This window comes from Caballeronia insecticola, assembly GCF_000402035.1.
Taxonomy (GTDB): domain Bacteria; phylum Pseudomonadota; class Gammaproteobacteria; order Burkholderiales; family Burkholderiaceae; genus Caballeronia; species Caballeronia insecticola.
In genome coordinates, this window is sequence record NC_021287.1 from 2,616,242 (window position 1) to 2,642,653 (window position 26,412).

At 63.1% G+C, this 26,412-nt stretch carries 25 protein-coding genes and 1 riboswitch; of the genes, 3 read left to right on the plus strand and 22 right to left on the minus strand.

Annotation, left to right across the window (positions count from 1 at the left end; all coding sequences use genetic code 11):
- Positions 1-24: 24 nt before the first annotated feature.
- The 13 genes from BRPE64_RS12090 to BRPE64_RS12150 form a co-directional block, all read right to left on the minus strand.
- Complete coding sequence (locus tag BRPE64_RS12090; RefSeq protein ID WP_016346412.1) at positions 25-264, minus strand: BolA family protein; 240 nt, start codon at positions 262-264, stop codon at positions 25-27.
- 17 nt (positions 265-281) lie between these two features.
- Positions 282-1,037 carry an ABC transporter permease gene (locus BRPE64_RS12095; protein WP_016346413.1) on the minus strand — a complete coding sequence of 252 codons (756 nt, stop codon included), beginning with the start codon at positions 1,035-1,037 and terminating at the stop codon, positions 282-284.
- Complete coding sequence (locus BRPE64_RS12100; protein ID WP_016346414.1) at positions 1,034-1,960, minus strand: ABC transporter ATP-binding protein; 927 nt, start codon at positions 1,958-1,960, stop codon at positions 1,034-1,036. Before BRPE64_RS12100 ends, BRPE64_RS12095 begins: the two co-directional genes overlap by 4 nt.
- 201 nt (positions 1,961-2,161) lie before the next feature.
- On the minus strand, positions 2,162-2,449 hold the full coding sequence (locus BRPE64_RS12105; protein ID WP_016346415.1) for an STAS domain-containing protein: 288 nt from the start codon (positions 2,447-2,449) through the stop codon (positions 2,162-2,164).
- Positions 2,446-3,075: an MlaC/ttg2D family ABC transporter substrate-binding protein gene (locus BRPE64_RS12110; RefSeq protein ID WP_044041622.1), complete on the minus strand. Its 630-nt coding sequence runs from the start codon at positions 3,073-3,075 to the stop codon at positions 2,446-2,448. The genes BRPE64_RS12105 and BRPE64_RS12110 overlap by 4 nt, the downstream gene beginning before the upstream one ends.
- Before the next feature lie 125 nt (positions 3,076-3,200).
- A complete protein-coding gene (locus BRPE64_RS12115; protein ID WP_016346417.1) occupies positions 3,201-4,097 on the minus strand; it encodes an MlaA family lipoprotein in 897 nt (298 codons plus the stop codon).
- Positions 4,098-4,107: 10 nt separating this feature from the next.
- Positions 4,108-4,659: an outer membrane lipid asymmetry maintenance protein MlaD gene (mlaD, locus tag BRPE64_RS12120; RefSeq protein WP_044041623.1), complete on the minus strand. Its 552-nt coding sequence runs from the start codon at positions 4,657-4,659 to the stop codon at positions 4,108-4,110.
- 93 nt (positions 4,660-4,752) lie between these two features.
- Positions 4,753-5,520 (minus strand): lipid asymmetry maintenance ABC transporter permease subunit MlaE, encoded by a 768-nt coding sequence (mlaE, locus tag BRPE64_RS12125; protein WP_016346419.1) that lies wholly within the window; start codon positions 5,518-5,520, stop codon positions 4,753-4,755.
- Positions 5,517-6,332, minus strand: a complete 816-nt coding sequence (locus BRPE64_RS12130) for an ABC transporter ATP-binding protein (RefSeq protein ID WP_016346420.1) — start codon at positions 6,330-6,332, stop codon at positions 5,517-5,519. Before BRPE64_RS12130 ends, mlaE begins: the two co-directional genes overlap by 4 nt.
- Positions 6,333-6,428: 96 nt before the next feature.
- Positions 6,429-7,523: a thiamine phosphate synthase gene (gene thiE, locus BRPE64_RS32320; RefSeq protein ID WP_084675739.1), complete on the minus strand. Its 1,095-nt coding sequence runs from the start codon at positions 7,521-7,523 to the stop codon at positions 6,429-6,431.
- Positions 7,520-8,326 carry a thiazole synthase gene (locus BRPE64_RS12140; RefSeq protein ID WP_016346422.1) on the minus strand — a complete coding sequence of 269 codons (807 nt, stop codon included), beginning with the start codon at positions 8,324-8,326 and terminating at the stop codon, positions 7,520-7,522. The genes thiE and BRPE64_RS12140 overlap by 4 nt, the downstream gene beginning before the upstream one ends.
- Positions 8,327-8,349: 23 nt before the next feature.
- Positions 8,350-8,547 (minus strand): sulfur carrier protein ThiS, encoded by a 198-nt coding sequence (thiS, locus tag BRPE64_RS12145; protein WP_016346423.1) that lies wholly within the window; start codon positions 8,545-8,547, stop codon positions 8,350-8,352.
- A gap of 29 nt (positions 8,548-8,576) precedes the next feature.
- On the minus strand, positions 8,577-9,746 hold the full coding sequence (locus BRPE64_RS12150; protein ID WP_016346424.1) for an FAD-dependent oxidoreductase: 1,170 nt from the start codon (positions 9,744-9,746) through the stop codon (positions 8,577-8,579).
- Between the two features lie 198 nt (positions 9,747-9,944).
- Positions 9,945-10,057, minus strand: a riboswitch (TPP riboswitch).
- 261 nt (positions 10,058-10,318) lie between these two features.
- Here BRPE64_RS12150 and BRPE64_RS12155 point away from each other — a divergent pair.
- Positions 10,319-12,061, plus strand: a complete 1,743-nt coding sequence (locus BRPE64_RS12155) for an ABC transporter ATP-binding protein/permease (RefSeq protein ID WP_016346425.1) — start codon at positions 10,319-10,321, stop codon at positions 12,059-12,061.
- 88 nt (positions 12,062-12,149) lie between these two features.
- Here the strand turns inward: BRPE64_RS12155 and BRPE64_RS12160 are convergent, their stop codons facing one another.
- The 3 genes from BRPE64_RS12160 to BRPE64_RS12170 all read right to left on the minus strand — a co-directional run bounded on the left by BRPE64_RS12160 (position 12,150) and on the right by BRPE64_RS12170 (position 19,455).
- On the minus strand, positions 12,150-13,616 hold the full coding sequence (locus BRPE64_RS12160; RefSeq protein WP_016346426.1) for a glutamate synthase subunit beta: 1,467 nt from the start codon (positions 13,614-13,616) through the stop codon (positions 12,150-12,152).
- A 100-nt stretch (positions 13,617-13,716) separates the two neighbouring features.
- Positions 13,717-18,420 carry a glutamate synthase-related protein gene (locus BRPE64_RS12165; protein ID WP_016346427.1) on the minus strand — a complete coding sequence of 1,568 codons (4,704 nt, stop codon included), beginning with the start codon at positions 18,418-18,420 and terminating at the stop codon, positions 13,717-13,719.
- Between the two features lie 327 nt (positions 18,421-18,747).
- Positions 18,748-19,455 (minus strand): transposase, encoded by a 708-nt coding sequence (locus BRPE64_RS12170; protein ID WP_016346428.1) that lies wholly within the window; start codon positions 19,453-19,455, stop codon positions 18,748-18,750.
- A 206-nt stretch (positions 19,456-19,661) separates the two neighbouring features.
- On the opposite strand from BRPE64_RS12170, the gene BRPE64_RS12175 reads away from it, so the two are divergent.
- Both BRPE64_RS12175 and BRPE64_RS12180 read left to right on the plus strand, forming a co-directional pair.
- A complete protein-coding gene (locus tag BRPE64_RS12175) occupies positions 19,662-20,387 on the plus strand; it encodes an OmpW/AlkL family protein (protein ID WP_044041625.1) in 726 nt (241 codons plus the stop codon).
- A gap of 293 nt (positions 20,388-20,680) precedes the next feature.
- Positions 20,681-21,058: a DUF883 family protein gene (locus BRPE64_RS12180; protein WP_044041626.1), complete on the plus strand. Its 378-nt coding sequence runs from the start codon at positions 20,681-20,683 to the stop codon at positions 21,056-21,058.
- 22 nt (positions 21,059-21,080) lie between these two features.
- Here BRPE64_RS12180 and ugpQ read toward each other — a convergent pair whose 3' ends face one another.
- From ugpQ to ugpB, 6 genes are read right to left on the minus strand one after another with little or no spacing between them, the layout of a single operon-like run.
- On the minus strand, positions 21,081-21,836 hold the full coding sequence (gene ugpQ, locus BRPE64_RS12185; RefSeq protein WP_016346431.1) for a glycerophosphodiester phosphodiesterase: 756 nt from the start codon (positions 21,834-21,836) through the stop codon (positions 21,081-21,083).
- 17 nt (positions 21,837-21,853) lie between these two features.
- A complete protein-coding gene (locus BRPE64_RS12190; RefSeq protein ID WP_016346432.1) occupies positions 21,854-22,939 on the minus strand; it encodes a sn-glycerol-3-phosphate import ATP-binding protein UgpC in 1,086 nt (361 codons plus the stop codon).
- Between the two features lie 3 nt (positions 22,940-22,942).
- Entirely contained in the window at positions 22,943-23,254 is a 312-nt protein-coding gene (locus BRPE64_RS12195) for an antibiotic biosynthesis monooxygenase family protein (protein WP_016346433.1), read from the minus strand.
- Positions 23,255-23,271: 17 nt separating this feature from the next.
- Positions 23,272-24,117 carry a sn-glycerol-3-phosphate ABC transporter permease UgpE gene (gene ugpE, locus BRPE64_RS12200; protein ID WP_016346434.1) on the minus strand — a complete coding sequence of 282 codons (846 nt, stop codon included), beginning with the start codon at positions 24,115-24,117 and terminating at the stop codon, positions 23,272-23,274.
- A complete protein-coding gene (gene ugpA / locus BRPE64_RS12205) occupies positions 24,114-24,998 on the minus strand; it encodes a sn-glycerol-3-phosphate ABC transporter permease UgpA (RefSeq protein WP_016346435.1) in 885 nt (294 codons plus the stop codon). The genes ugpE and ugpA overlap by 4 nt, the downstream gene beginning before the upstream one ends.
- Before the next feature lie 56 nt (positions 24,999-25,054).
- On the minus strand, positions 25,055-26,380 hold the full coding sequence (ugpB, locus tag BRPE64_RS12210; RefSeq protein WP_044041628.1) for a sn-glycerol-3-phosphate ABC transporter substrate-binding protein UgpB: 1,326 nt from the start codon (positions 26,378-26,380) through the stop codon (positions 25,055-25,057).
- Positions 26,381-26,412: the final 32 nt, after the last annotated feature.

Here is a 26,412-nt window from a genome sequence, read left to right on the forward strand (position 1 = left end):
CCTGATTGGCTTCGCCGGGTGGACTCAGGCCGATTTCCACTCGTCGGGGGTGAGGGTCTTCATGCTGAGCGCATGAATCTCCTCGCGCATGCGCTCGCCGAGCGCCGCGTAAACTAGTTGATGACGCGCGATCAGCCGCTTGCCGACGAACGCATCGCTCACGATGGTCGCGAAAAAGTGCTGGCCGTCGCCTTCCACTTCGAGATGCTGGCAGGGCAAGCCGCCAGCGATGTAGTCCTTCACTTGCTCCGGAGTCGGCAACATGAAAGTCTCCTTTGAATTTAGTGACGCAGCTTGTAGCCGCTCGCGAGCAGACGCACGGCGATCAACGCCAGCACGGCCAGGAATCCGCCGACGATGCACAGGCTCACCAGCGGATTGACGTCGGACAGGCCGAAGAAGCCGTAGCGAAAGCCGTCGATCATGTAGAAGAACGGATTCAGATGCGACACCGCGCGCCACAGCGGCGGCAGCGTATGCGTCGAGTAGAACACGCCGGACAGAAACGTGAGCGGCATGATCAGGAAGTTCTGGAACGCGGCGAGCTGGTCGAACTTGTCGGCCCAGATGCCCGCGATCAGGCCCAGCGTACCGAGAATGCCGGAACCGAGTATGGCGAACGCAATGATGTAGAACGGCGCGGAAAACGACATCGGGATGAACCATATCGTCACGATGAACACGCCGAAGCCCACGCACAGACCGCGCACGAGCGACGCCAGCACGTAAGCGAAAAACATTTCCCAATGCGCGATGGGCGGCAGCAGCACGAACACGAGATTGCCCGTGATCTTCGACTGGATCAGCGACGAAGAGCTGTTCGCGAACGCGTTCTGCAGCACGCTCATCATGACGAGGCCCGGTACGAGAAAGCTCGTATAGCCGACGCCCGGATACACCTCGACTCGCCCGGACAGCGCGTGACCGAAGATGGTCAGATACAGAAGCGCCGTCACGACCGGCGCGAGCACGGTCTGAAACGAGACCTTCCAGAAGCGCAGCAGCTCCTTGTAGAACAACGTCTGAAAACCGCTCATGAAAGTCCCTCGACCACATCAGGCTCGTTCATCACTTGCACGAACACGTCTTCGAGATCCGCTTTGCGCACTTCGATTTCATCGAACGTGCAGCCGGCCGCGCGGCATTTCGCGAGAATCGGCTCGACTTCGTCATAGCTCGCGAGACGCAGCAGATGCTGCGTGCCGGATACCGCGTGCGGATCGACTTCGAGCGCGCGCAGATCGGCGGGCAGCGGACCGTTTGCCAGCCGCAGATACAACTGCATGCCGGAGAAACGCTGCAGCAGCGTGCTCGTGCGCTCGAGCGCGACGACTTCGCCGCGGCGAAGCATGGCGAGCCGGTCGCACAGCGATTCGGCTTCTTCGAGATAGTGCGTCGTCAGCACGATCGTGTGGCCTTCCCGGTTCAGGCGCGAGATGAACTTCCAGAGCGTCTGACGCAGTTCGACGTCGACGCCCGCGGTGGGCTCGTCGAGCACGATGACGGGCGGCCGGTGCACGAGCGCCTGAGCCACGAGCACGCGGCGCTTCATCCCGCCCGACAGCGCGCGCGTGTTGACATCGGCCTTCTCGGTGAGATCGAGGTTCGCCATCACTTCGTCGATCCAGTCGTCGTTGCGGCGCAAGCCGAAATAGCCCGACTGGATGCGCAGCGACTCGCGCACGGTAAAGAAGGGATCGAACACCAGTTCCTGAGGCACGACGCCGAGCGCACGGCGCGCCGCGCGAAAGTCGCTGACGACGTCGTGCCCGCGCACGGTGATCGTGCCGCTGTCCGCGCGCGCCAGGCCCGCCAGAATGCTGATCAACGTCGTTTTGCCCGCGCCGTTCGGGCCGAGCAGGCCGAAGAACTCGCCCTCTTCCACTGTGAGGCTCACGCCTTTGAGCGCCTGGAGCTCCTTGTAGCGCTTCCTGACGTTTCGGATTTCTATGGCTGACATGGACAGTGCGCGCGCCTCACGCGGCGGCGCCTCGATTGTGCGGATGTTCGCTTGACGGACCCGGGCCCGGATAAAAAAGGGCCGGGCTATGGGCCCGAAAAAACGGTTGATTATAGGACAAAGCGGCTGGAGCCGACTTCGGAGCGATCCTGTTTGCGGCAGCAACGGAGCCGCCGCGCCTCACACAGAGTCAGTGCAGGATCAATGTCGGAAGGAGAGGAGCGTATCGACGCCGTAGGCTCGCGCGAGACTGACGAGCCCGGAAGGAAGATTTACGACACCCAGCGCGGCACCGCGCGCGGACGCGGCGCGCTGCCATGCGAGCAGCACGGCGAGCGCGGATGAATCGAACTGCGTGAGCGGCGCGCAATCGACTTCGGTCGCGCCCGCCGCGATGCGCGACAGACCCGCGTCGAGCGCGGCCTGCGCGCTCTCGTGGGTCAGCGATGCGGCCGTCTCGAAACGGCCGCCCGAGGCTTGCGTGCTCACGATGCCTTGCCGCTCGCGAGCTGCTGGTTACGCTGCGTCAGGAATTGCAGGAGACCGGCCACGCCGTTCTGCGAAATCTGCTCGTTGAACTGCTGCTGGTATGCCTGGATGAGCCATGCGCCGAGCACGTTGATGTCATACACGCGCCAGCCTTGAGCCGTCTTGTACAGGCGATAGTCGAGTTCCACGGGCGAGCCATTGTTCATCACGACCGAGCGGACGACGACATCCGTATCGTCCGGCGATGCGCGGAACGGCTTGTACTGAACCGTCTGGTTGCGCACTTGCGCGAGCGCGCCCGAGTACGTGCGGATCAGCAGCATCTTGAACTGCTCGACGATCTGCTTTTGCTGCTCCGGCGTCGCCGAATTCCAGTTGCGGCCCATCACGAGGCGCGTCGTGCGCGTGAAGTCCGTGTACGGCAGGATCTTCTGGTTGACGAGTTCGGTGATCTTGTTGATGTCGCCCGCCTGAATCTTCTGGTCAGACTTGATCTCGTCGAGAACTTGCTGCGTGACCGTCTTGATCAGTTGGTCCGGCGCGTTTGCATCGACGGTCTGTGCGGAGACACTGCCGCAGAACGCCACGAACATGGCGACGAGGGGAAGAAGGAACAGTTTTTTCATCGCAAACCCTGCAAAAGTAAATGGCTTCGGTTTGAGCGCGCCGCCTGAATCGAGTTCAGGCGGCACAGCGGCCAAAGCGTAAGAAATATCGTCAGATATGTTACCGCGCGTTAGGGAAAGCCCGCTCAACGCAAGCGGAACGAAGGGAAACCAGCCGGCGGAACGTACTGATTGCCTGGCACCGTGTCGCCGGTTCCGCTCGCGGGAGCGGGTGCCGCGGCCCTGCCCGATGCCGGCGCGACCGGCGCAGCGGTCGCCGATGCACCCACCGCCGGCGCAGCGCCTTCAGTATCGCCGTAGTTCGGCAACGGCGCCTCGTCGTAATCCGGCATGCTGCCTTCGCCGCCGGTAATCAGGAACTGGCGGCGTTGCAGATACGCGTTACGCACGAACGAATATTTGTCGAGCGCGGCGTCGGCGAGCACGTCGGTTGCGCCGAGCAGATTCGCGCGCACGTTGACCAGATTCACGCCGTACAGCGCCCAGCTCACGGAATCCGGGCTCACGTAAGTCAGCGGATTGCCCAAATAATCGACGACCAGCCCGCTCGTGTCGCGCATCGTGCTCGGGCCGAGCAGAGGCAGCACGAGATACGGCCCGGGCGGCACGCCATAGTGACCGAGCGTCAGGCCGAAATCGCCGGAATGCTTGGGCAGCTTCGCGATGGTCGCGACGTCGAACAGGCCGCCGACGCCGAACACCGTGTTGATGGCGACGCGCATGATGTCCGACACACCGTCCGCGATCTTGAGTTGCAGCAGGTTGTTCGCGGCGATGTACACGTCGCCGATATTCGAGAAGAAGTTGGTCACGCTGTTGCGCACCGGCTCCGGCACCGCCCAGACGTAACCCTGCGCGACCGGCTTGAACGCGTACTGATCGATCTTGTCGTTGATCGTGAACATCGTACGGTTGTAGCTCTCGAGCGGATCTCCCTTGGTCGGCGTCGTCACCGTCGCACAACCCGTGAGCGCCACTGCGCACGCGATCATCACGGCACGACGCATCGCCTTGGCCTGCATGTGGTTCTCCTTATTGAGCCGCGCCCGAGGCACCCGAAGCACCCATCGCGCTCGCCGCGCCCGGGAACGCCGGTGCGGCCGCGGGCGCCGCCGATTTCGACGCGCCCGAATCCGCCGCTTTGTTATACAGGAACTGGCCGATCAGGTTTTCGAGCACGACGGCCGATTGCGTCATCGTGATGGTGTCACCGTTCTTGAGCATTTGATCGTCGCCGCCCGGCTCGAGGCCGATGTACTGCTCGCCGAGCAGACCCGAAGTCAGAATCTTCGCGGACGAATCTTTCGGAAATTGATACTGCTTGTCGATATCGATAGTGACGACGGCCTGGTACGTATTGCCGTCGAAACCGATGCTGCCGACGCGCCCGACCGTCACGCCCGCGCTCTTGACCGGCGCGCGCGCCTTCAATCCGCCGATATTGTCGAACTTGAGTTTTACAGCGTAGGTTTGCTGGAACGACAGGGAACTCATGTTGCCCGCCTTCAGCGCAAGAAACAGCAGCGCTACGAAACCGAGCACCACGAACAGGCCCACCCAAAAGTCGAGAGCAGTCTTTTTCATCGTCTATCCAAAGAGAATCTTTTCGCAGATTGCGCGTGACGGTCTGTGCCCTTCACAACGCCCGCGCCGGATCCGGCGCCTGCGGCTGGTTCGTTAGCTGAACATCAGTGCGGTCAGCAGAAAATCGAGTCCGAGTACGGCGAGCGACGCATACACGACCGTTTTGGTCGTGGCGCGCGACACGCCTTCCGGGGTCGGTCGCGCCTCGTAGCCCTGGAACAACGCGATGAACGTCACCGCGAAGCCGAACACCACACTCTTGATGACGCCGTTGCCGACGTCGCGCCAGACGTCCACGCCGCCTTGCATCTGCGACCAGAACGCGCCCGGATCGACGCCGATCAGCATCACGCCCACGACATAGCCGCCGAGAATGCCGACCGCGCTAAAAATGGCCGCCAGCACCGGCATGGCGATGATGCCCGCCCACATGCGCGGCGCGACGACCACCTTGAGCGGATCGACGGCCATCATTTCCATGGCCGTGAGTTGCTCGCCGGCCTTCATCAGGCCGATTTCCGCGGTCAGCGACGTGCCCGCGCGCCCGGCGAACAGCAGCGCGGTCACGACCGGGCCGAGCTCGCGCACGAGCGACAAGGCCACCAGCAAGCCGAGCGCCTGTTCCGAGCCGTAGCGGCTCAGCGTGTAATAGCCCTGCAAACCCAGCACGAAGCCGACGAACAGCCCCGAAACGGCAATGATCACCAGCGAATAATTGCCGACGAAGTGGATCTGCTTCGTGACCAGGCGCGGGCGGCGCAAAAGCGCAAAGAATTCGAGCACGAGGCGCAGGAACATGCGCGTCGCGTAGCCTGCGGTGCCGAAACCGTCGAGCACCCAGCGTCCGAGCGCGCTGATCATGCCTGCCCTCCGATACCGAAATCCGCCGCGAGCGGCGTGCTCGCGTAATGAAATTTGAACGGGCCGTCCGGCGTGCCGTCGATGAACTGGCGCACGGTCGGGTCCTGCGACGCGCGCAACTGCGCAGGCGTGCCTTCGGCGTGAATGCCGCCGTTCGCGATGAAATAGACGTAATCCGCGATGGCGAACGATTCGGGCACGTCGTGCGTGACGAGAATCGAGGTGGCGCCGAGCGCGTCGTTGATCGTGCGAATCAGTTGCGCCGTGATGCCGAGCGAGATGGGATCGAGGCCGGCAAACGGCTCGTCGTACATCATGAGCTGGGGATCGAGCGCGATAGCGCGCGCGAGTGCGACGCGGCGTGCCATGCCGCCCGAAATCTCCGACGGCGCGAGATCGCGGGCGCCGCGCAGGCCGACCGCGTTGAGCTTCATCAGCACGAGATCGCGAATCAGCTCTTCCGGCAGATCGGTGTGCTCGCGCAGCGGAAACGCCACGTTTTCGAACACGGTCTGATCCGTGAATAGCGCGCCGAACTGGAACAGCATGCCCATTTTCCGGCGCAGCGCGTACAGGCCCGCGCGCGTCTGCGCGCCGACTTCCTGGTCGCCGAACAGCACTTTGCCGCGGCTCGCCTTCACGAGGCCGCCGATCAGGCGCAAGGTCGTGGTTTTGCCGCAGCCGGAGCCGCCCATGACCGCGACCACCTGCCCACGCTTGAAACGCATGTTCAGGTTCGACAGAACGAGCCGGTCGCCGTAGCCAAAATCGACGTCGCGTAGCTCCAGCAGGGTCTCGGAGGAAGCAGGCACTGGGTAAAAAATCCGTTGACGCAAGAGGCCGAATTATAGGGCTTGCGCGCAATCGGTGCTTTGCCTAGGCTGCAACCCTCCGATTTTTCGGACTTTTCATCGCTTACAGGCAAACATGTGTTGCAGCGTCGAGACGGCGGACGCCGTATCGGCCGCTTCGGTCACCGCGCGCACGACAGCCGCACTGCCGACGCGCGTCGCCAGCACGCCGGGCATCGCCTGAGCATCGATGCCGCCGATCGCAACCAGCGGCACGCGGCCCGACAGCAGCTGCACATAACGCGCGAGGCGCGCGAGGCCTTGCGGCTTCGTCGGCATGACTTTGGTTGTCGTCGGGAAGACGGCGCCCAGGGCGAGATAGCTCGGCCCGAAGTGCAGCGCGCGGAGCATCTCGTAATAGCCGTGCGTGGACAGCCCGAGACGCAGGCCGGCCTTCGCGATTGCGGCCAGATCCGCCGTCTGCACGTCTTCCTGGCCGAGATGCACGCCGTAAGCGCCCGCGGCCACGGCCTCGCGCCAGTGATCGTTGATGAACAACTGCGCATCGTGGCGCCGCCCGGCGTCGACCGAGCGGACGATTTCGCGCTTCAAATCGGCGGCGTCGGTGGTCTTGCGGCGCAGTTGCGCCGTGCGCACGCCGAGATCGAGCACGCGTTCGACCCACTCGGCGCTTGGCAGCACCGGATACAGGCCCAGCCGGTCCGGACATGCGGGAAATCCGCCCTCGGGCGCCGGCGGCAAATCCGCGACGCGCGGGAAGGTCGCGAAATCGACGGGCCACGCGTCGTCCTTGTTTTCATCGCCCGCGCGCCAGGCGAGCGCGAGCACGAGCGCGTCGTGCGGCTCGAAATTGCAGTCGAGGAACGCGGCGAGCGCGGCAAGCCAATCATCAGACCAATCGCCTTCGAGCACGAAACGCTCGTCGCCACGGCGCAGCGTCACGCGACGGCCGTCGGCATCGAGCACGGCCGCGCCGCTTTGCGCAAGCCGTTCCGTGTCGGCTTCGTGGGCTTCGTGCGCTTCGGTGAAGACGATCAGATCGTCCGCTTTCGGCGCTTCCGGCGCGGTCAGGCAGATGCGCCAGCGCGTCGCGGCGGCGGGCCATTCGCCGAGCCGCGCGCGAATCCGCTCGGCGACTTCGACCAGTTCGTCCGCCGGCGGCCAGAAAACTTCGCGATTCAGCAAGCTCACGCCGCACCTCCGTCCTGATGCCAGAACGGCATGCCGACGACCGGCGTGCTCGCCTGCGCGCTGTCGCGCTCGGCCATCGGTCCAGCGAGGAATGCCGTGCGTCCCGCCTCGACGCCGAGCGCGAACGCCCGCGCCATTTGCGGCGGAAAAGTCGCCTGCGACACGGCCGTGTTCAGCAACACGCCGTCGAAGCCCCACTCCATCACCTGACACGCGTGCGACGGCACGCCGAGACCGGCATCGACGATCAGCGGCACGTCCGGCAAACGCTCGCGCAACGTGCGCAGCCCGTACGGATTGGTGACGCCCTTGCCCGTGCCGATCGGCGCGCCCCACGGCATCAGCGCCTCGCAGCCGGCATCGAGCAGACGTCGCCCGATCACCAGATCTTCGGTGCAATACGGCAGCACCTTGAAGCCGTCGCGGATCAGTTTCGCCGCCGCTTCGACGAGCCCGATCGGATCGGGCTGGAGCGTGTAGTCGTCGCCGATCAGTTCGAGCTTGATCCACGGCGTCTCGAACACCTCGCGCGCCATGTGGGCCGTGGTCAGCACTTCATCGACGCTCTGGCAGCCGGCCGTATTCGGCAGCAGCGCGACGCCGTGACGTTTGAGCACGTCGAAGAAACCGGCCTCGCCGGTCTCCGATTGCCGGCGAAGCGCGACGGTGACCATGCCGGGACGTGCGGCGTCGATGGAGTCGGACAGCGATTGCAACGACGGATAGCGCGACGTCCCGAGCAGCACGCGGCTCGGAAACGCCTGGCCGTAGAGCGTGAGCGAATCGGCGGTGGATGGTGTCATGGTTCGATCCTTCGGTTCGGAATTCAGCCGCCCGCGACGGGCGACACGACGTCGAGCTTGTCGCCGGCGGCGAGCGACTTCGTCGCGTGTTCGCCGCGCGCGACGAACTGCCCGTTCAACGCGACCGCGAACGGCGGTTTCGCGCCGAACGCGGCGAGCGCCTCGGTGACGGTAGCCGCTTCGGGCAAATCGAAGCTGCGCTGATTGATGTGGATGTTCATGGCTTCGTCTCTTATCTATCTAGTGCTATTTAGTGCGAGAGCGCGGCCGCGGCGGTGCGCTGCGCGTGTCCGTCGTGCAGCAGTTCCGGCCAGCGCGCGGCGCGGCGGAAGTCGCCGAATGTGTCGGCGTTGGCGACATCGCCGGAAATGAGCGCCTCGGCTACGCGGCACGCGCTATCCGCGACTTCGGGCGCGATCATGAAGCCGTGCCGGTACAAGCCGTTCACGCGCACAGTCCGCGCCCCGTCCCAGACGATTGCCGGGCGATGATCCGGCAAGGTCGGACGGCAATGCGAATTGAGCTCCAGGATGCGCGCCTCGCCGAAGCCCGGATGCACCGCGAACGCGGCGCTCAGCAATTCGAGCGCGGAGCGCACGGAGACGGGCGACATGTCTTCGCCTTCCACTTCGGTCGCGCCGATCACGTACAGATCGTTTTCCTTGGGCGCGATATAGAGCGGATAGCGCGGATGCAGCAGCCGCACAGGCCGCGAAAGCCCGATGCCCGGCGCATGCACGCGCGCGACTTCGCCGCGAATGCCGCGCAGCGCGGGCCACGCCGGCTTGCCGCCGAGCCCGCGGCAATCGATGATCCAGCGGGCGTCGCGGGTGGATTCAGGCGTCGCGTCGACGGGCGTATTCCAGTGCGTGCGCACGCCGCGCGCGGCGAGTCCGGCCGCGAGCGCGCCCAGCGCCTGGCGATTGTCCAGTTGGCCTTCGTTCGGCAGCAGCCAGCCCTGCGCGAAACGCGCGCCGAGCGCGGGCTCGGCCTGCGTGAGTTGCGCGCCCGCGAGCTTGACGAAACCGCCATCGAGCAGATCGGCGGGCGAATTGGCGCGCAGCCTGCGTTCGAACAGCGGCGCCTCGGCGCGATCCGCGCCGTGCCACACAACGAGCGTGCCGTTACGCTGAAAAAACACCGGCTCGGGCAACTGCGCGATGAGACGCGGCCACTGTTCGAGCGACGCCGCCCCCAACCCGACGACGAGCGGTTCCGCGCTCGCGGCCTCGGCGAGCGGCGCGAGCATCGCGGCGGCGACCCACGCGGCCGATTGCGTGCCGAGGGCGTCGCCGCGTTCGAATAGCTCGACGCGATGCCCCGCGCCCGCGAGTTGCCATGCGACAAGCCGTCCGACGAGCCCGCCGCCGACGACGGCGAAGTCCGCCCGGCGCGTGGCGTTCTGATCGATTCCGTTCAATTCGATGTCTCCTGACTACGTGACGCAGCGCTTTGGCGGAGACGAAATACGCGATCTCGGCCGTGCTGGCGCGGCGGCACATCACAAGGACGAAATCAGCGGAGAGAGACCGGCCCGACAACGGCACCGATAAAAACGGCGCGCGCCGGACGGAAAAGACAATGACTCGGAAGAGACTGGAGGAATGGCGCGGGATTCGCGCGTTCTCCGGAAACTTCCCTCGCCGGTATTACCCGGATCGGGTGCAAAGGGTCTCTCTCAGCCTCGCCGCGCTCGTGATCGATGCGCGCGAAGCACCCCTGTTTCGTCGAAGGTCATTAGAACATGAAAGGCGAACGCGCTGCAAACCGGGATTGCCCGCCTTTTTTCGGGCGCGGCGGCACTCTGGCACAATGCCGCGAGCATGGTTCGCGGAACAATCGCGCGAAATTAAGTGAGCATTAAGCGAACCCCGGAACAATTTGCGGGAATCGACAAGACCGCGCGCCGGAGCCCGATCGCACGACGCAGCACACGCATAACGCGCACCACGGAACAATTCGCCGCCCGCAGGGCGCATCGGCAGGAAGCTCATGACCAACACCAGTACCGAAAGCACACAGCAGAAGGCCGACGAAGTCTCGGCGTGGAGCCTCATCAAGCCCTACTGGATATCGGAGGAACGCGGCGTCGCGTGGGGTCTGCTGGTTGCGATCATCGCCATCAACATGACGGTCGTGTGGATCAACGTGCGGCTCAACAGCTGGAACGCCGATTTCTACAACGCGCTGCAGAACAAGAATGTGCGCGACTTTCCGCACTTGCTGTTGATCTTCACGGGCTTGGCGTTCGCCTATATCCTGCTCGCCGTGTATGGCCGATATCTGCGACAGATGCTCGCGTTCCGCTGGCGTCAGTGGCTCACCAATCGGTATCTGGAGCAATGGCTCGGCGACAAGGCGTTCTACCGCATCGAGCGCGACCGCCTCGCCGACAACCCCGACCAGCGTATCTCCGACGACCTGCAATCCTTCGCGACCACCACGCTTTCCCTGTCGCTCGACCTGCTCTCGACGCTCGTCACGCTCGTCACCTTCATCACGATTCTCTGGACCATCGCGGGCGCGCTGACGTTTTCGCTGGGCGGCACGCCGATCACGATTCCGGGCTACATGGTGTGGGCCGCGGCGCTGTACGCGATCATCGGCTCGCTCATCATCCAGAAGGTCGGGCATCCGCTGGTGTCGATCAATTATCAGCAGCAGAAGGTAGAGGCGGATTTCCGCTTCGGCCTGATTCGCGTGCGTGAAAACGCCGAGCAGATCGCGTTCTATGACGGCATCAGCACCGAGACGGCGAACGCGAAGAGCATCTTCCAGCGCATCCGAGACAACTGGTGGATGATCATGAAGTACACGAAGCGCATGACCTTCGTGCTTTCTTTCTACGGGCAGATTGCGATCATTTTCCCGATCATGGTCGCGGCGCCGCGCTACTTCGCGGGCGCGTTCTCGTTCGGCGTGCTGATGCAGATTTCATCGGCGTTCGGCACGGTGAGCGATTCGTTTTCCTGGTTCATCAACAGTTACTCGACCTTGGTCGAATGGCGCGCCACCGTTAATCGTCTGCGCGAATTCAAACGCGTGATGCGTTCGACGCACATCCGCGAAGAAACCTCGCCCGCGACGGAACACGGCGGCATCAATCTGCACTACACGAGCACGCCCTCGCTCACGACCAACGGGCTGATGCTCGCGCTGCCGAACGGCACGCCGCTCTCGCGCGTGGCGAACGTGTCGATCGAGCCGGGCTCGCGCTGGCTCGTCGTCGGGCCGTCGGGGTCGGGCAAGAGCACGCTGATGCGCGCGATGGCGGGCCTGTGGCCGTTCGGCGACGGCACCATCGACGCGCCCGTCGACGCGAAGATGATGTTCATCCCGCAGATGAGCTATCTGCCGATCGGCACGTTGCGCGCGGCGCTTTCGTATCCGTCGCCCGGCGGCACGTTCAGCGACGATGAATCGCGTGAAGCGCTGCGTCTCTGCAATCTCGAAGCGTACGGCGATCGGCTCGACGAAAGCGCGCATTGGGCGCGCAGTTTGTCGCCGGGCGAGCAACAGCGCCTGGCCGCGGCGCGCGTGCTCTTGCACAAGCCCGACTTCCTGTTCCTCGACGAAGCGACCAGCGCGCTCGATGCCGAGAACGAACTGCATATCTACAACACGCTGGTCGAGCGGCTGCCGAAGGCGGCGATTCTGAGCGTGGCGCATCGCGAGTCGGTGGCGATGTTCCATGACTACAAGATCGAAATCGAGAGGGCGATGGCGGAGGCTTGAGGGTTAAAGCTTAAGACGATGCGCGCCGCATGAAAAAGGGCGGACGACCTTCACAGTCGTCCGCCCTTTTTTTCATGCCGTCAAAACCTTACCGCGGCAACTCGCTGCTTCCCATCAGATACGCATCGACCGAGCGCGCGCACTGGCGTCCTTCGCGAATCGCCCACACGACGAGCGACTGACCACGCCGCATGTCGCCCGCGGTGAAGACCTTGTCCACCGACGTGTAATACGCCTTTTCGCCCTCGGTGGACGCGCGCACGTTGCCCCGCGCATCCTTCTCGACGCCGAACGCATCCAGCACCGGCGACACCGGCTGCGTGAAGCCCATTGCGAGCAGCACGAGATCGGCCTTCAGTTCGAACTCGGAGTTCGGCACTTCCTGCATCTTGCCGCCCTTCCATTCCACGCGCACCGCGATCAGCTTTTCGACCTTGCCGTTCTTGCCTTCGAAGCGCTTCGTCGCCACCGACCAGTCGCGATCGCAACCTTCTTCATGCGACGACGACGTGCGCAGCTTGATCGGCCAGTACGGCCACACGAGCGGTTTGTTCTCTTCCTCGGGCGGCTGCGCGAGCAGTTCGAACTGCACGACGCCCTTCGCGCCATGACGATTCGACGTGCCCACGCAATCCGAACCCGTATCGCCGCCGCCGATCACGACCACGTGCTTGCCCTTCGCGAGCAGTTGTTCCGTCAGCTTGTCGCCGGCGTTGATCTTGTTCTGCTGCGGCAGGAATTCCATCGCGTAATGGATGCCTTCGAGCTCGCGTCCCGGCACCGGCAGATCGCGCGGCGTTTCCGAGCCGCCCGCGATCACGACCGCGTCGAACTGTTCCTTCAGCTCGTCGGGCGTGATGGTTTCCTTCGCCGTGTTGCCGATGAACGCCGGCAGCGGATCCTTGCCGATGAACACATTCGTGCGGAACGACACGCCTTCCGCTTCCATCTGGCGCATGCGGCGGTCGATCAGCCATTTCTCCAGCTTGAAGTCGGGAATGCCGTAACGCAGCAGCCCGCCGATGCGATCGTTCTTCTCGAACACGACGACATCGTGCCCCGCGCGCCCCAGTTGCTGCGCGACGGCCAGCCCCGCGGGGCCCGAACCGACCACGGCCACCTTCTTGCCCGTCTTGTGCTTCGGCGGTTGCGGCACGACCCAGCCTTCCGTGAAGGCCTTGTCGATGATCGCGTGCTCGATCGACTTGATGCCGACGGGATCGTCGTTGATGCCGAGCGTGCACGCGGCCTCGCACGGCGCCGGGCAGATGCGGCCCGTGAACTCAGGGAAATTGTTGGTCGAATGCAGCACGTTGATCGCGCTCTTCCAGTCTTGCTGGAACACGAGATCGTTGAAGTCCGGAATGATGTTGTTGACCGGACAGCCGTTGTTGCAAAACGGAATGCCGCAGTCCATGCAGCGCGCGCCCTGAATCTTCGCGTCTTCATCCGTCAGCGCGGCGACGAATTCCTTGTAGTGCTTGACGCGGGTCAGCGGTGCTTCGTACGCCTCGTGGCGGCGTTCGAACTCGAGAAAACCGGTTGCCTTGCCCATGTGGTTCTCTTCTTTCTCTATGTACGGTGAGGAATTCGCTCTCCGATGTCATGCACCGGAGAGCCCATCTATATGTATCAAGCCGATTGGTTGAAGCCGATCACGCCGCGATGGCGTCTTTCGACTTCTTCGCGCCGATTTCGCCGAGCGCGCGCTTGTATTCCGTCGGGAAGACCTTGACGAACTGACGGCGCGACGCGTCCCAGTTTTCGAGCAGCGCCTTCGCGCGCGGCGAACCGGTGAACTGGAAATGACGCTCGATCAGGCCTTTCAGCAGCGCTTCGTCGGTCTTGCCGGCGTGCCACAGCGCGCGATCCACCGTGCGCTCCTGTTCGGCCTGTTGCAGCACCGGGTCGAGCGCGACCATCGACTTGTTGCACTTGCCCGCGAACGTGCCGTCCGGGTCGAACACGAACGCGATGCCGCCCGACATGCCCGCCGCGAAGTTGCGGCCCGTTTCGCCGAGCACGACCACCGTGCCGCCCGTCATGTATTCGCAGCCGTGATCGCCCGTGCCTTCGACGACCGCCGTCGCGCCCGAGTTACGCACGCAGAAACGCTCGCCCGCCACGCCGCGGAAATACGATTCGCCTTCGATCGCGCCGTACATCACCGTGTTGCCGCAAATGATGTTTTCCTCGGACTTGCCGCGGAAGTCGTTGGTCGGGCGAATGATGATGCGCCCGCCCGACATGCCCTTGCCGACGTAGTCGTTGCCGTCGCCGACGAGATCCAGCGTCACGCCCTTCGCGAGGAACGCGCCGAAGCTCTGACCCGCCGTGCCCTTCAGCTGAATGTGGATCGAGTCGTCGGGCAGACCGTCGTGGCCGTGCTTCTTCGCGATCAGGCCGGACAGCATCGCGCCGACCGTACGGTTCACGTTGCGCACCGGCTGGATGAACGACACATGCTCGCCGCGCTCGATCGCCGCCTTCGACTTCTCGATCAGCACGTGATCGAGCGCCTTGTCGAGGCCGTGATCCTGCACATCGACGTGCTTGCGCGCGACTTCCGCACCCACCGGCACCTGATAGAACACGCGCGAAAAGTCGAGACCCTTCGCTTTCCAGTGCTCGACGCCCTTCTTCATGTCGAGTAGTTCCGCGCGGCCGATCAGATCGTCGAACTTGCGGATGCCGAACTGAGCCATGATTTCGCGCACTTCTTCCGCGATGAAGAAGAAGAAGTTGACGACGTGTTCCGGCTGGCCCGAGAACTTCGCGCGCAGCACCGGGTCCTGCGTCGCGACGCCAACCGGGCACGTGTTCAGATGGCACTTGCGCATCATGATGCAGCCTTCGACAACGAGCGGCGCCGTCGCGAAGCCGAACTCGTCTGCGCCGAGCAGCGCGCCGATCACGACGTCGCGGCCGGTCTTCATCTGACCGTCGGCCTGCACGCGGATACGGCCGCGCAGACGGTTGAGCACGAGCGTCTGCTGCGTTTCGGCAAGACCCAGTTCCCACGGCGTGCCCGCGTGCTTGAGCGAGGACAGGGGCGACGCGCCCGTGCCGCCGTCGTGACCCGCGATCACGACGTGATCCGCCTTCGCCTTCGCCACACCGGCCGCCACCGTGCCGACACCCACTTCCGACACCAGCTTCACCGAAATGCTCGACGCCGAATTCACGTTCTTCAGATCGTGGATGAGCTGCGCGAGATCTTCGATCGAATAGATGTCGTGGTGCGGCGGCGGCGAAATGAGGCCCACGCCCGGCACCGAGTAACGCAGCTTGCCGATGTATTCCGACACCTTGTGGCCCGGCAACTGACCGCCTTCGCCGGGCTTCGCGCCCTGCGCCATCTTGATCTGAATCTGATCCGCCGACGCGAGATACTCCGCCGTCACGCCGAAACGTCCCGACGCGACCTGCTTGATCTTCGAGCGCAGCGAATCGCCGTCCTTCAGCGGGATATCGGTGACGACTTCCTTGCCGATGATCGATTTCAGCGTGTCGCCGTTCTTGATCGGAATGCCGCGCAGTTCGTTGCGATAACGCGTCTCGTCCTCGCCGCCTTCACCGGTATTCGACTTGCCGCCGATGCGGTTCATCGCGATGGCGAGCGTCGCGTGCGCTTCGGTGCTGATCGAACCGAGCGACATCGCGCCGGTGGCGAAGCGCTTGACGATCTCCTTCGCCGATTCCACTTCCTCGAGCGGAATCGCCTTGGCCGGATCGACCTTGAACTCGAACAGACCGCGGAACGTCATGTGACGCCTCGTCTGGTCGTTGATGATGTGCGCGTATTCCTTGTACGTCTGATACGAATTGCTGCGCGCCGAGTGCTGCAGCTTGGCGATCGCATCGGGCGTCCACATGTGTTCCTCGCCGCGCACGCGATACGCGTACTCGCCGCCCGCATCGAGCATGTTGGCGAGAATCGGGTTGTCGCCGAACGCTTCGCGGTGCAGGCGAATTGCTTCCTCGGCCACCTCGAAAATGCCGATGCCGCCGACCTTCGACGCCGTGCCCTTGAAGTACTTCTCGACCAGATCCGCCGACAGGCCGACGCCTTCGAAAATCTGCGCGCCCGTGTAGGACATGTACGTCGAGATGCCCATCTTCGACATCACTTTGAGCAGGCCCTTGCCGACCGCCTTCGTGAAGTTGTAGATGACCTTCTCCGCCGACAGATCGCCCTTCAGGCCGTCGGCCATGTTGGCGAGCGTTTCGAGCGCGAGATACGGATGCACGGCTTCCGCGCCGTAGCCCGCGAGCAGCGCGAAGTGATGCGTCTCGCGCGCCGAACCCGTTTCCACGACGAGACCCGTGCTCGTGCGCAGGCCGTGCTGCACGAGATGCGAGTGGATGGCCGAGGTGGCGAGCAGCGCCGGAATCGCGACGTTGTCGCCGTCCATCTTGCGGTCGGAGACGATCAGGATGTTGTAGCCGGACTTCACGGCATCGACGGCTTCGGCGCACAGCGACGCAATGCGCGCCTCGATGCCTTCCTTGCCCCACGCCGCCGGATAGCAGATGTTCAGCTCGTACGAACTGAATTTGCCGCCGGTGTACTTGTCGATGGCGCGGATCTTCGCGATGTCCTTGAAGTCGAGCACGGGCTGCGACACTTCGAGGCGCATCGTCGGGTTGATGTTGGTCGTGTCGAGCAGGTTCGGCTTCGGACCGATGAACGAGTTGAGCGACATCACCATGTTTTCGCGGATCGGGTCGATCGGCGGGTTCGTCACCTGAGCGAACAACTGCTTGAAGTAGTTGTAGAGCGTCTTGTTCTTGTTGGACATGACCGCGAGCGGCGAGTCGTTGCCCATCGAACCGATCGCTTCTTCGCCCGACTGCGCCATCGGCGCCATCAGGAACTTGAGGTCTTCCTGCGTGTAGCCGAACGCCTGCTGACGGTCGAGCAGCGCGGCGGCCTCACGGCGCTGCGCTTCGACGTCTTCCGCCTTCGGCTCGATTTCGTCGAGCTTGATACGCACGGCGTCGATCCAGCTCTTGTACGGCTTCGCGTTGGCGAGGTTGTCCTTCAGCTCCTTGTCCTCGATGATGCGGCCCTGCTCCATGTCGATCAGGAACATCTTGCCCGGCTGCAGACGCCACTTCTTGACGATCTTCGACTCGGGAATGGGCAGCACGCCCGACTCCGACGCGAGGATCACGAGATCGTCGTCGGTGACGAGATAGCGCGCCGGACGCAGGCCGTTGCGGTCCAACGTGGCGCCGATCTGGCGGCCGTCCGTGAACGCGATTGCGGCGGGGCCGTCCCACGGTTCCATCATCGCGGCGTGATATTCGTAGAACGCGCGGCGATTGTCGTCCATCAGCGTGTGTTGTTCCCAGGCTTCCGGGATCATCATCATCATTGCGTGGACGAGCGGATAGCCGGCCATCACGAGCAGTTCGAGACAGTTGTCGAACGAAGCCGTGTCCGACTGGCCCGGATAGATCAGCGGCCAGAGTTTCGGCAGGTCGTCGCCGAGCACGTAGGACGCGATTGCGCCGGTGCGCGCATTCAGCCAGTTCACGTTGCCCTTCACGGTGTTGATTTCACCGTTGTGAGCGATCATGCGGTACGGGTGCGCGAGTTCCCACGCGGGGAACGTGTTGGTCGAGAAGCGCTGGTGCACGAGCGCGAGCGCCGACACGGTGCGCTCGTCCTGCAGGTCGCGGTAGTACACGCCGACCTGACCGGCCAGAAGCAGCCCCTTGTAGACGACGGTGCGCGAGGACATCGACGGCACGAAGTATTCCTTGCCGTGCTTGAGTTTGAGCGCCTGAATACGGTGGCTCGCCGTCTTGCGGATGATGTACAGCTTGCGCTCGAGCGCGTCCGTCACGACGATGTCCTTGCCGCGCCCGATGAAAATCTGGCGGATCAGCGGCTCGCTCGCCTTCACGGTGGGCGAAATCGGCATGTTGGCATCGACCGGCACGTCGCGCCAGCCGAGCACGACCTGGCCCTCGGCCTTCACCGTGCGTTCCAGTTCCTGTTCGCACGCGAGACGCGACGCATGTTCCTTCGGCAAAAAGATCATGCCGACGCCGTATTCGCCAGCCGGCGGCAACGTCACGCCCTGCTTGGCCATTTCTTCGCGATAGAAGCCGTCCGGCACCTGAATCAGGATGCCGGCGCCGTCGCCCATCAGCGGATCGGCGCCGACCGCGCCGCGGTGGTCGAGATTTTCGAGAATCTTGAGACCCTGCTGAATGATCTCGTGGCTCTTTTTCCCCTTGATATGGGCGACGAAGCCGACGCCGCAGGCGTCATGCTCGTTGGCAGGGTCGTACATGCCCTGCGCGGCGGGAAGCGAACCGACTGCCGGTTGCTGATGATCGTTCATGGGGACACCGTCTCTACTGTGAGGGGCCGACTCGGCCGTTGAACCATTTTTTATGTCGCTCGCGGCTTGTTGTTTCAGCTTGGACGCCGCGAAGCCGGTCGTGCTGCGCTCACGCTGCGCCGCAAAAAATCGCCGGAAATCGAAATATACGCGACGAATCAAAACGATGGCAAATAAAATGTGGTGGTCAGGCACCAATTATCGATATGGTGCAAGCATGCCCCATTTAATTGGGGCACAATCATTCATCATAAAAAAGAAACGGCGTTGCCCGAAAATTCGAGACGCCGTTTCATTTTCCTGCTACAGCTTTACCGCGTCGGGCCGTTATTGAGCCTGTGGGGTTTCGCGAATCTTGCGCGGCCGTCCGCGCGGCAGCGGCGACACGCGGCGGTTAGCGGCCCGCGCCGCCCATTCCCGATACGCGTCGCTGCCGAGCACCCAGCCCTTGAGTGTTGCTTGCAGCAGACGGTTGGCTTCGCGTTCGTCGAGCGGTTGTTCGCACAGCTCCTTGTAGGCGTGCTGGCGTTCGAAGGGCGTGTTGCCGAGCGACCAGAAAAGCGGATGGTCGGTGATCAGGCCATCGAGCGTAAGCCCGATGTGATGACGATAGCTGGACCACTTGTAGTCTTGCGGCGTCGCGACGAGCTGCGCGCGCACAGGCGCCATCTCGACGACGCGCGTGGCAAGCAGAAAGTAGCGCTCGCCCTCGATCACGGTGGCCCGGTAGCGGCCTTCCCACAGCGTGCCGCGCCGCATGTAACGGCGATTGAAATGCGCTACGTAACGACGTCCGACTGCCTGCATGGCTTTGGGCAAGCTGGACTCGTCGCGAGGCGTGACGAGCAGATGCACCGCCTGCGGCATCAATGCGTAGGCGTGGATGGAGAGGTGATGATCACGTGAAGCAGTCCTCAAGCAGTCGATGAAGAGCTCGTAGTCCTGGTCGTCGACGAAAGCGGGCTGCTGATCGAGACCACGCAGGATGACATGCTGCGGCTGTTCGGGAACATAGAGTCGTGCAAGCCGTGCCATTCTGGATATTCCGTTGGTCGCGTTTGTGTTACCCCGATAGGGGGCCTGTTGGAGCCATGACGGCCGCATGAACGAAACGCATGCAAATGCCGTGCAACGAAGCCCCAAAGCCGCTCTTCGCCCTAGGGAAAATGCTCTACGGCGCCGCTATGGTTACTTTGAAATGATGTGTTCATAATGAGCGTGCTTTTTCGGAGGAGCACAAATTGAAAATAAAACAAGTCGTCACGGGGATCGCGGCATTAGCATGTGTGTCTACCGCAGCACATGCGCAGTCGGCCGGGTCCTTCTACGTAACTGGTGGCTGGTTTCACTTTGCCCCGCAAGACAGCAGTGGTCCGCTCAAAGAGTTAAGTGTAGGCGGATCTCCCGTCAATATCGACGTTCCCGGTACGGGTGCCGGCATTTCAAGCGCTGACACGGCCGGCTTCACCTTCGGTTACTTTGCAACCGATCACATCGCAGCCGAACTCGAGATGGGCGTTCCGCCGACTTTCGATCTCGAAGGCAAAGGCACGCTCTCGCAGTACGGCAAGCTTGGCAGCGCCAAGCAATGGAGCCCGACGCTGCTGTTCAAATACTTCTTCAATGCTCCTTCGGCGAAGCTGCGGCCCTTCGTCGGCATTGGCGTGACGCGCACCTGGTTCACCGACGCGAAGATCACGAACCAGCAATTCGAAGGCTCGGTTCTGCATGGTCCGACCACCGTCGACACGGATAGTTCGTGGGCACCGGTGTTTAATGTCGGCGCGACTTACAATTTTACCGAGCACTGGTTCGCAGGATTTTCCGTCTCGTTCATTCCGCTGAAGGCCACCGCCAAGTTGAACACGCAGGCGCAAACGCCGGTGGGAACGCTCAACGTCCAGTCGCAAGCGAAAATCACGCTCAACCCGATCGTCACATATTTGCGCGTAGGCTATCGCTTCTAAAAGATATTTGCTCATCGATACGATTACTCCGCGATAAACAATCACGTAGTAACAAGCATATCGCCGGCATGTTTGCGCATGCCGGCGTTGTCATTTTTAGCGCTTGTAAATGTGACCTTGATTGAACGGATCGCTTGCACTTCTTACTTGCCTGCGAATAGCGTTAGCGATTTACTTCGCGCCTGATCAACATATCGCGCATGCGGGCGGCATCGGCATCGAATTTGCTGCATCATGGGTTTCCCCGCTTCGCATGCGGGCCATCCACGACTATCCATCGACGGGAGCGATCTATGAACGCATTGCCTAATACGCGAGACGCCATCGGAGATTCATGGAACACCACCAGCCGCCGTGCACGTCGCATGGCACGACATGGCCGCGAGGCCGCTGAGGACATTGGTTCCGAACTGCGCTCGCTACTGAGCGAACTCGAAAGCACGCTGGCCGAAGGCACATCGGCCGATGCCGCCGCGCTTCGTGCACAAATCAGCGATCGTCTCGATAACGCGCGCGCACGTCTGAACGATACGCACGCCGTGCTGAGGCAGCGCGCCGGCGCCGTATTCGAAGACGCCGATGCGTATCTCCATGAAAAGCCCTGGCAGACGATTGTGCTGGTCGGCGGCCTTGCGCTCGTCGCGGGCGTGCTGCTCGGGCGCGCGCGCTGAAGCCGCAGACGCCGCTGCAGCCCTAGCCCGACGAGGCTTCCAGAAAATCCGCGCCGATGATGTCGATGCGATCCGTGCAGATCGCATCGACGCCCCACTGCGCCAGCAGGCGGGCGCGCGCCGGATCGTTCACCGTGTAGGCGAGGATGCGCAAGCCGGCGTCCTTGATCTGCGCGACGAGCGTCTCATCCAGCGCGCGATGACTCGCGTGCAGCGACACGCACGATAACGCCGCGGTCTGCGCGCGCCAGTTCGGCGGCACGCGCTCGTACAGCATGCCGCGCGGCAGATTCGGCGCAACATCACGCGCCGCCTCCAGCGCCGCATACGAAAACGACGACAACAACGGCATTGGGTCCGCGTCCGCCCATAGCGTGGCCGCTTCGCGCGCGACAAGCACGCCCGTCTCCACGTCGCGTCCCTGACTCGGTTTGATCTCGATGTTCGCAGCAAGCCCGTGCTTCGCGCAGCGCTCGCGTACTTGCGCGAGCGTAGGCATGCGCGCGCCCGCGAACTCGTCGCTGAACCAGGCGCCCGCGTCAAGCACCCGCAATTGCGCGTAGGTCATGGCTTTCGCGACACCGCGCCCGTTCGACGTGCGATCGACGGCATCGTCGTGCAAGAGGAACACGATGTCATCGGCGGAGAGCTTCGCGTCGAATTCGATCATCTTGAGACCGTGACGCGCGCCGACATCGATGGCTTCGAGCGTGTTCTCCGGCGCGAGCTTGCCGCCGCCGCGATGCGCGACGATCGCGGGATAAGGCCAGGTTCTCATCTCGACCTCCTTTCTCTTCAGTTGGCGCGCAGGCCCGTGGCCGGATCGAAGAAATGCAGATGACGCGCCGACAACGACACGGCCAAACGCTCGCCGCGCTGCGGCCGGTGCTCGTGCGGCAAGCGCGCCGCCACGTCGTGTTTGCCCCACTTGCCGTGCGCGAGATTGTCGGCGCCGAGCAGCTCGGCCGAATCGACATCGAGCGTCGCGCTCGCCGCGCCGGGAATGCCCGGCGTCATGTGCTCGGGCCGAATGCCGACGATCCAGTCGCGCCCGTGCATCGCGCTCGTCAGGCCGCTCGCGCCCGCGACGGGCAGCGCCGGTCCATCGCCCGCGACGGCGAAGGTCGTGCCGTCTTCCGACAGACGTCCTTCGAGCAGATTCATCGCCGGCGATCCAATGAAGCTCGCGACGAATACGGTTGCCGGACGTTCGTACACGTCGGTCGGCGCGCCGATCTGCTCGGCGTGTCCCTTGTTCATCACGATCACGCGTTGCGCGAGCGTCATCGCTTCGATCTGATCGTGCGTGACGTAAAGACTCGTCGTGGCGAGACGCGCATGCAGGCGCTGGATTTCGAGGCGCATTTGCACGCGCAGCTTGGCGTCGAGGTTCGACAAAGGTTCATCGAACAGAAACACGGCCGGCTCGCGCACGATCGCGCGGCCCATCGCGACGCGCTGCCGTTGCCCGCCGGACAACTCGCGCGGCTTGCGCGCAAGCAGATGTTCGAGTTCGAGGATGCGCGCGGCGTTGGCCACACGCGAGTCGATCGTCGCCCGATCCGCGCCGCCGATCTTGAGCGCATACGCCATGTTCTGCGCGACGCTCATGTGCGGATAGAGCGCGTAGTTCTGGAACACCATGGCGATGTCGCGATCCTTCGGCTCCAGCTTGTTCACGACCTTGCCGCCGATTTCGATCTCGCCGTCGGACACGCTTTCGAGTCCCGCGACCATGCGCAGCAGCGTCGATTTTCCGCATCCCGACGGACCGACCATGACGACGAACTCGCCATCCGCAACATCCACGTCGATACCATGCAACACGAAGTTCTTGCCGTCGTAGGTCTTTCTGACAGCCTTGAGATTCAGCGCGGCCATCGATCAGTCCTTCAACGCGCCGGCCACGGTCGCGAAATGCGCGACCGCGATGCCCGGCTCATAGAAACGATGCAGCATTTCGCGCCAGCGTTGATAACCCGCCGATTGCCGAAAGCCGGGGTCATGCGCCTCGATCGAATCCCAGCGCACGAGCAACACGTATTGCGATGAGTTGCCGCTATCCGCGCCACGCACGAGTTCATGCGAACGATATCCGGGCTGCGCCGCGATGATCTTCTGCGCTTCATCGAAAGCGGCTTCGAATGCGCTTTCCTCGCCCGCCTTCACGGGCAACTGCGCGATTTCGAGAATCATGTGTCCAAGTCTCCGTTTTACTTTTCCGAATCCACGAGGCCGCGCACGAACCAGCGCTGCATGGTCAGCACGACGGCGAGCGGAGGCAGCATCGCGAGCAGCGTCGCGGTCATGACGAGATGCCATTCGGTCGCGGTATCGCCCGAGGCGATCATGCTCTTGATGCCGACCACCGCCGTCTGCAGCGACGTCTCGTTGGTGATGAGAATGGGCCAGAGATACTGATTCCAGCCGTAGATGAACGTGATGACGAACAGCGCCGCGATGTTCGTCTTCGAGAGCGGCAACACGACGTCCCAGAAGAAACGCAGCGGTCCCGCGCCGTCGATGCGCGCCGCTTCCATCAGTTCATCGGGCAGCGTCATGAAGAACTGGCGGAACAGGAACGTCGCCGTTGCGGAGGCGATCAGCGGCAGCGTCAGTCCGGCGTATGTGTTCGACAGATGCATCGACGAGACGACCTGCACCGTCGGAAAGATACGCACTTCCACCGGCAGCATCAGCGTGATGAAGATGAGCCAGAACGCAACGTTCTTGAGCGGAAAGCGGAAGAACACGATGGCATACGCGGAGATGATGGACACCGCGATCTTGCCGAACGAAATGACGAGCGCCATCACGAGGCTGTTGATCAGCATGCGTCCGAACGGCGCCGCCGCGTTGCCGCTGCCGTGCGTCCAGATGTTGGCGACGTTCTCGAACAGATGCGTGCTCGGCACGAGCGAGAGCGGCACGCTGAAGACTTCTTTCGAGTTCATGGTGGCCGCGCAGAACGCGACATACACCGGAAACACGATCAGCGCGACGCCGAGAAGCAGCACAGCGTGACAGAAGATATCGAAACCGCGACGATTCTCGATCATGAATATTGCACCCTGCGTTCGACGAAGCGGAACTGCACGATGGTCAGCGCCACGACGATCACCATCAACACGACCGACTGCGCGCCCGAACTGCCGATGTCCAGTCCCTGGAAGCCTTCCGCGAAAATCTTGTAGATGAGCGTCTTGGTCGATTGCGCGGGGCCGCCGCCGGTGGCGGCATCGATCACCGGGAAGGTGTCGAAGAACGCGTAGACGAGGTTCACGACGAGCAGGAAGAACGACGTCGGCGAAAGCAGCGGCAGCGCGATGCCGAAGAAGCGTCGCACCGGACCGGCACCGTCGATGGCGGCCGCTTCGATCAGCGATTGCGGAATCGCTTGCAGGCCTGCATAGAAGAACAGGAAGTTATAGCTGACCTGCTTCCACACCGACGCGAGCACGACCAGAAACATCGCCTGCGTGCCGTTCAGCGCGTGATTCCACACGATGCCCTGCTTGGCCAGCGCATACGTGACAAGCCCGATGCTCGGGTTGAACAGAAACGACCACAACACGGCGGCAATCGCGGGCGCGACCGCATACGGCCAGATGAGCAGCGTCTGATACGCGCGCGCGCCGCGCGTCACACGATCGGCGCAGGCGGCGAGCAACAGCGAGATCACGAGGCCCGACACGGTGACGAGCGAGCAGAAGATCATCGTCGTATTGAACGACGAGAGATAGAGCGGATCGGCGAACAATTGCCTAAAGTTCGCCAGCCCGACGAATTCGCTCGACGTGCCGAACGCGTCCTGGCTTTGCGTCGCTTGCCAGAGCGCCTCGCCCGCGGGCCAGAGAAAGAACAGCGCGGTAATCGCGAGCTGAGGCGCGACGAGCAGATACGGCAAGACGCCGGTATCGAAACGAGACCGTTTTTCCATGCGATGTGTCCTGAACGACGCGCCCGCGCGGCACGCGGGCGCTGGCTCAAACGAGCTTAGTTGCCGGCCTTCTCGAAGCGGCGCAGCAGTTCGTCGCCACGTTGCACCGATGCGTCGAGCGCCTGTTGCGGCGTCTTCTTCTCCGCCCAGACCTGCTCGAGTTCTTCATCGACGATGGTGCGTATCTGCGGCATGTTGCCCAGACGCAGGCCCTTCGTGTAGGCGAGCGGCGGCTTGTTCAGCATCTGCTTGATGGCGATGTCCGCGCCGGGATTCTTGTCATAGAAGCCCTGCTTCTGCGTCAGCTCGTAGGCGGCCTGCGTGACCGGCAGATAGCCCGTGTCCTGATGCCACTTCGCCGCGACCGGCGGCGAGCTCAGATACGCGAGAAACTTCGCGACGCCCTTGTACACGGCCGGGTCCTTGCCCGACAGCACCCACAGACTCGCCCCGCCGATAATCGCGTTCTGCGGCGCGCCCTTCACGTTCGCGTCGTAGGGCATCATGCCGATGCCGTAGTCGAACTTCGCGAACTTGTTGATGGTCGCGCGCGAGCCCGACGAGTTCGTGATGATGCCGCAATCGCCGCTATAGAACTTCGACACCGGCTCGTCCTTGCGGCCCACATAGGTGAAGTTGCCTTCCTTCGCCATCTTCTGCAAGAAGGCGATATGCGCGACCTGCAAGGGCTTGTTGAATTCGAGCTTGGCGTCGAGGCCATCGAAGCCGTTGTTCTTCGTCGCGAACGGCGCGGCGTGCCATGCACTGTAGTTTTCGAGCTGAATCCAGCTCTGCCAGCCCGACGAATAGCCGCATGAATAGCCCGCGGCCTTGAGCTTCTTCGCGTCGGCTTCGACATCGGCCCAGGTCTTGGGCGGCTGGTTCGGATCGAGGCCCGCCTTCTTGAAGGCGTCCTTGTTGTAGTAGAGCACCGGCGTCGAGCTGTTGAACGGCATCGAAATCAGATGGCCGGTCTTCGCGTCGCTGTAGTAGCCGGAGATGGTCGGCACGAACGCCTTCTCGTCGAGCGGCACGCCGGCTTGCTTGAACACGTCGTAGACCGGCACGACGGCCTTCTTGCCCTGCATCATGGTCGCTGTGCCGACTTCATACACTTGCAGGATGGCCGGCGCGTTGCCGCTGCGGAACGCCGCGATGCCCGCCGCGAGCGTCTGGTCATACGTGCCCTTGAACACGGGGACGATCTTGTAATCGCTCTGCGATGCGTTGAAGTCGTTGGCGATGTCGTTCACGCGCTCGCCGAGCGCGGCTTCCATCGCATGCCAGAACTGGATTTCCGTCGCGGCGTGCGCCGCGGTGCTGGCGCCGAACGCCAGAATGGCCGCGGCCGAGATCGAGCGGAACAAGGGCTTACAGCTCATCGTTGAGTCTCCTTTTTGCGAATTCGCGCTTG

Excerpts from the sequence above, each read along its gene's own strand:
- BRPE64_RS12090 (WP_016346412.1), bottom strand. The coding sequence starts at position 264 with ATGTTGCCGACTCCGGAGCAAGTGAAGGACTACATCGCTGGCGGCTTG.
- BRPE64_RS12095 (WP_016346413.1), bottom strand. The coding sequence starts at position 1,037 with ATGAGCGGTTTTCAGACGTTGTTCTACAAGGAGCTGCTGCGCTTCTGG.
- BRPE64_RS12100 (WP_016346414.1), bottom strand. The coding sequence starts at position 1,960 with ATGTCAGCCATAGAAATCCGAAACGTCAGGAAGCGCTACAAGGAGCTC.
- BRPE64_RS12110 (WP_044041622.1), bottom strand. The coding sequence starts at position 3,075 with ATGAAAAAACTGTTCCTTCTTCCCCTCGTCGCCATGTTCGTGGCGTTC.
- BRPE64_RS12115 (WP_016346417.1), bottom strand. The coding sequence starts at position 4,097 with ATGCAGGCCAAGGCGATGCGTCGTGCCGTGATGATCGCGTGCGCAGTG.
- mlaD (WP_044041623.1), bottom strand. The coding sequence starts at position 4,659 with ATGAAAAAGACTGCTCTCGACTTTTGGGTGGGCCTGTTCGTGGTGCTC.
- mlaE (WP_016346419.1), bottom strand. The coding sequence starts at position 5,520 with ATGATCAGCGCGCTCGGACGCTGGGTGCTCGACGGTTTCGGCACCGCA.
- BRPE64_RS12140 (WP_016346422.1), bottom strand. The coding sequence starts at position 8,326 with ATGACACCATCCACCGCCGATTCGCTCACGCTCTACGGCCAGGCGTTT.
- thiS (WP_016346423.1), bottom strand. The coding sequence starts at position 8,547 with ATGAACATCCACATCAATCAGCGCAGCTTCGATTTGCCCGAAGCGGCT.
- BRPE64_RS12155 (WP_016346425.1), top strand. The coding sequence starts at position 10,319 with ATGACCAACACCAGTACCGAAAGCACACAGCAGAAGGCCGACGAAGTC.
- BRPE64_RS12160 (WP_016346426.1), bottom strand. The coding sequence starts at position 13,616 with ATGGGCAAGGCAACCGGTTTTCTCGAGTTCGAACGCCGCCACGAGGCG.
- BRPE64_RS12165 (WP_016346427.1), bottom strand. The coding sequence starts at position 18,420 with ATGAACGATCATCAGCAACCGGCAGTCGGTTCGCTTCCCGCCGCGCAG.
- BRPE64_RS12170 (WP_016346428.1), bottom strand. The coding sequence starts at position 19,455 with ATGGCACGGCTTGCACGACTCTATGTTCCCGAACAGCCGCAGCATGTC.
- BRPE64_RS12180 (WP_044041626.1), top strand. The coding sequence starts at position 20,681 with ATGAACGCATTGCCTAATACGCGAGACGCCATCGGAGATTCATGGAAC.
- ugpQ (WP_016346431.1), bottom strand. The coding sequence starts at position 21,836 with ATGAGAACCTGGCCTTATCCCGCGATCGTCGCGCATCGCGGCGGCGGC.
- BRPE64_RS12190 (WP_016346432.1), bottom strand. The coding sequence starts at position 22,939 with ATGGCCGCGCTGAATCTCAAGGCTGTCAGAAAGACCTACGACGGCAAG.
- BRPE64_RS12195 (WP_016346433.1), bottom strand. The coding sequence starts at position 23,254 with ATGATTCTCGAAATCGCGCAGTTGCCCGTGAAGGCGGGCGAGGAAAGC.
- ugpE (WP_016346434.1), bottom strand. The coding sequence starts at position 24,117 with ATGATCGAGAATCGTCGCGGTTTCGATATCTTCTGTCACGCTGTGCTG.
- ugpA (WP_016346435.1), bottom strand. The coding sequence starts at position 24,998 with ATGGAAAAACGGTCTCGTTTCGATACCGGCGTCTTGCCGTATCTGCTC.
- ugpB (WP_044041628.1), bottom strand. The coding sequence starts at position 26,380 with ATGAGCTGTAAGCCCTTGTTCCGCTCGATCTCGGCCGCGGCCATTCTG.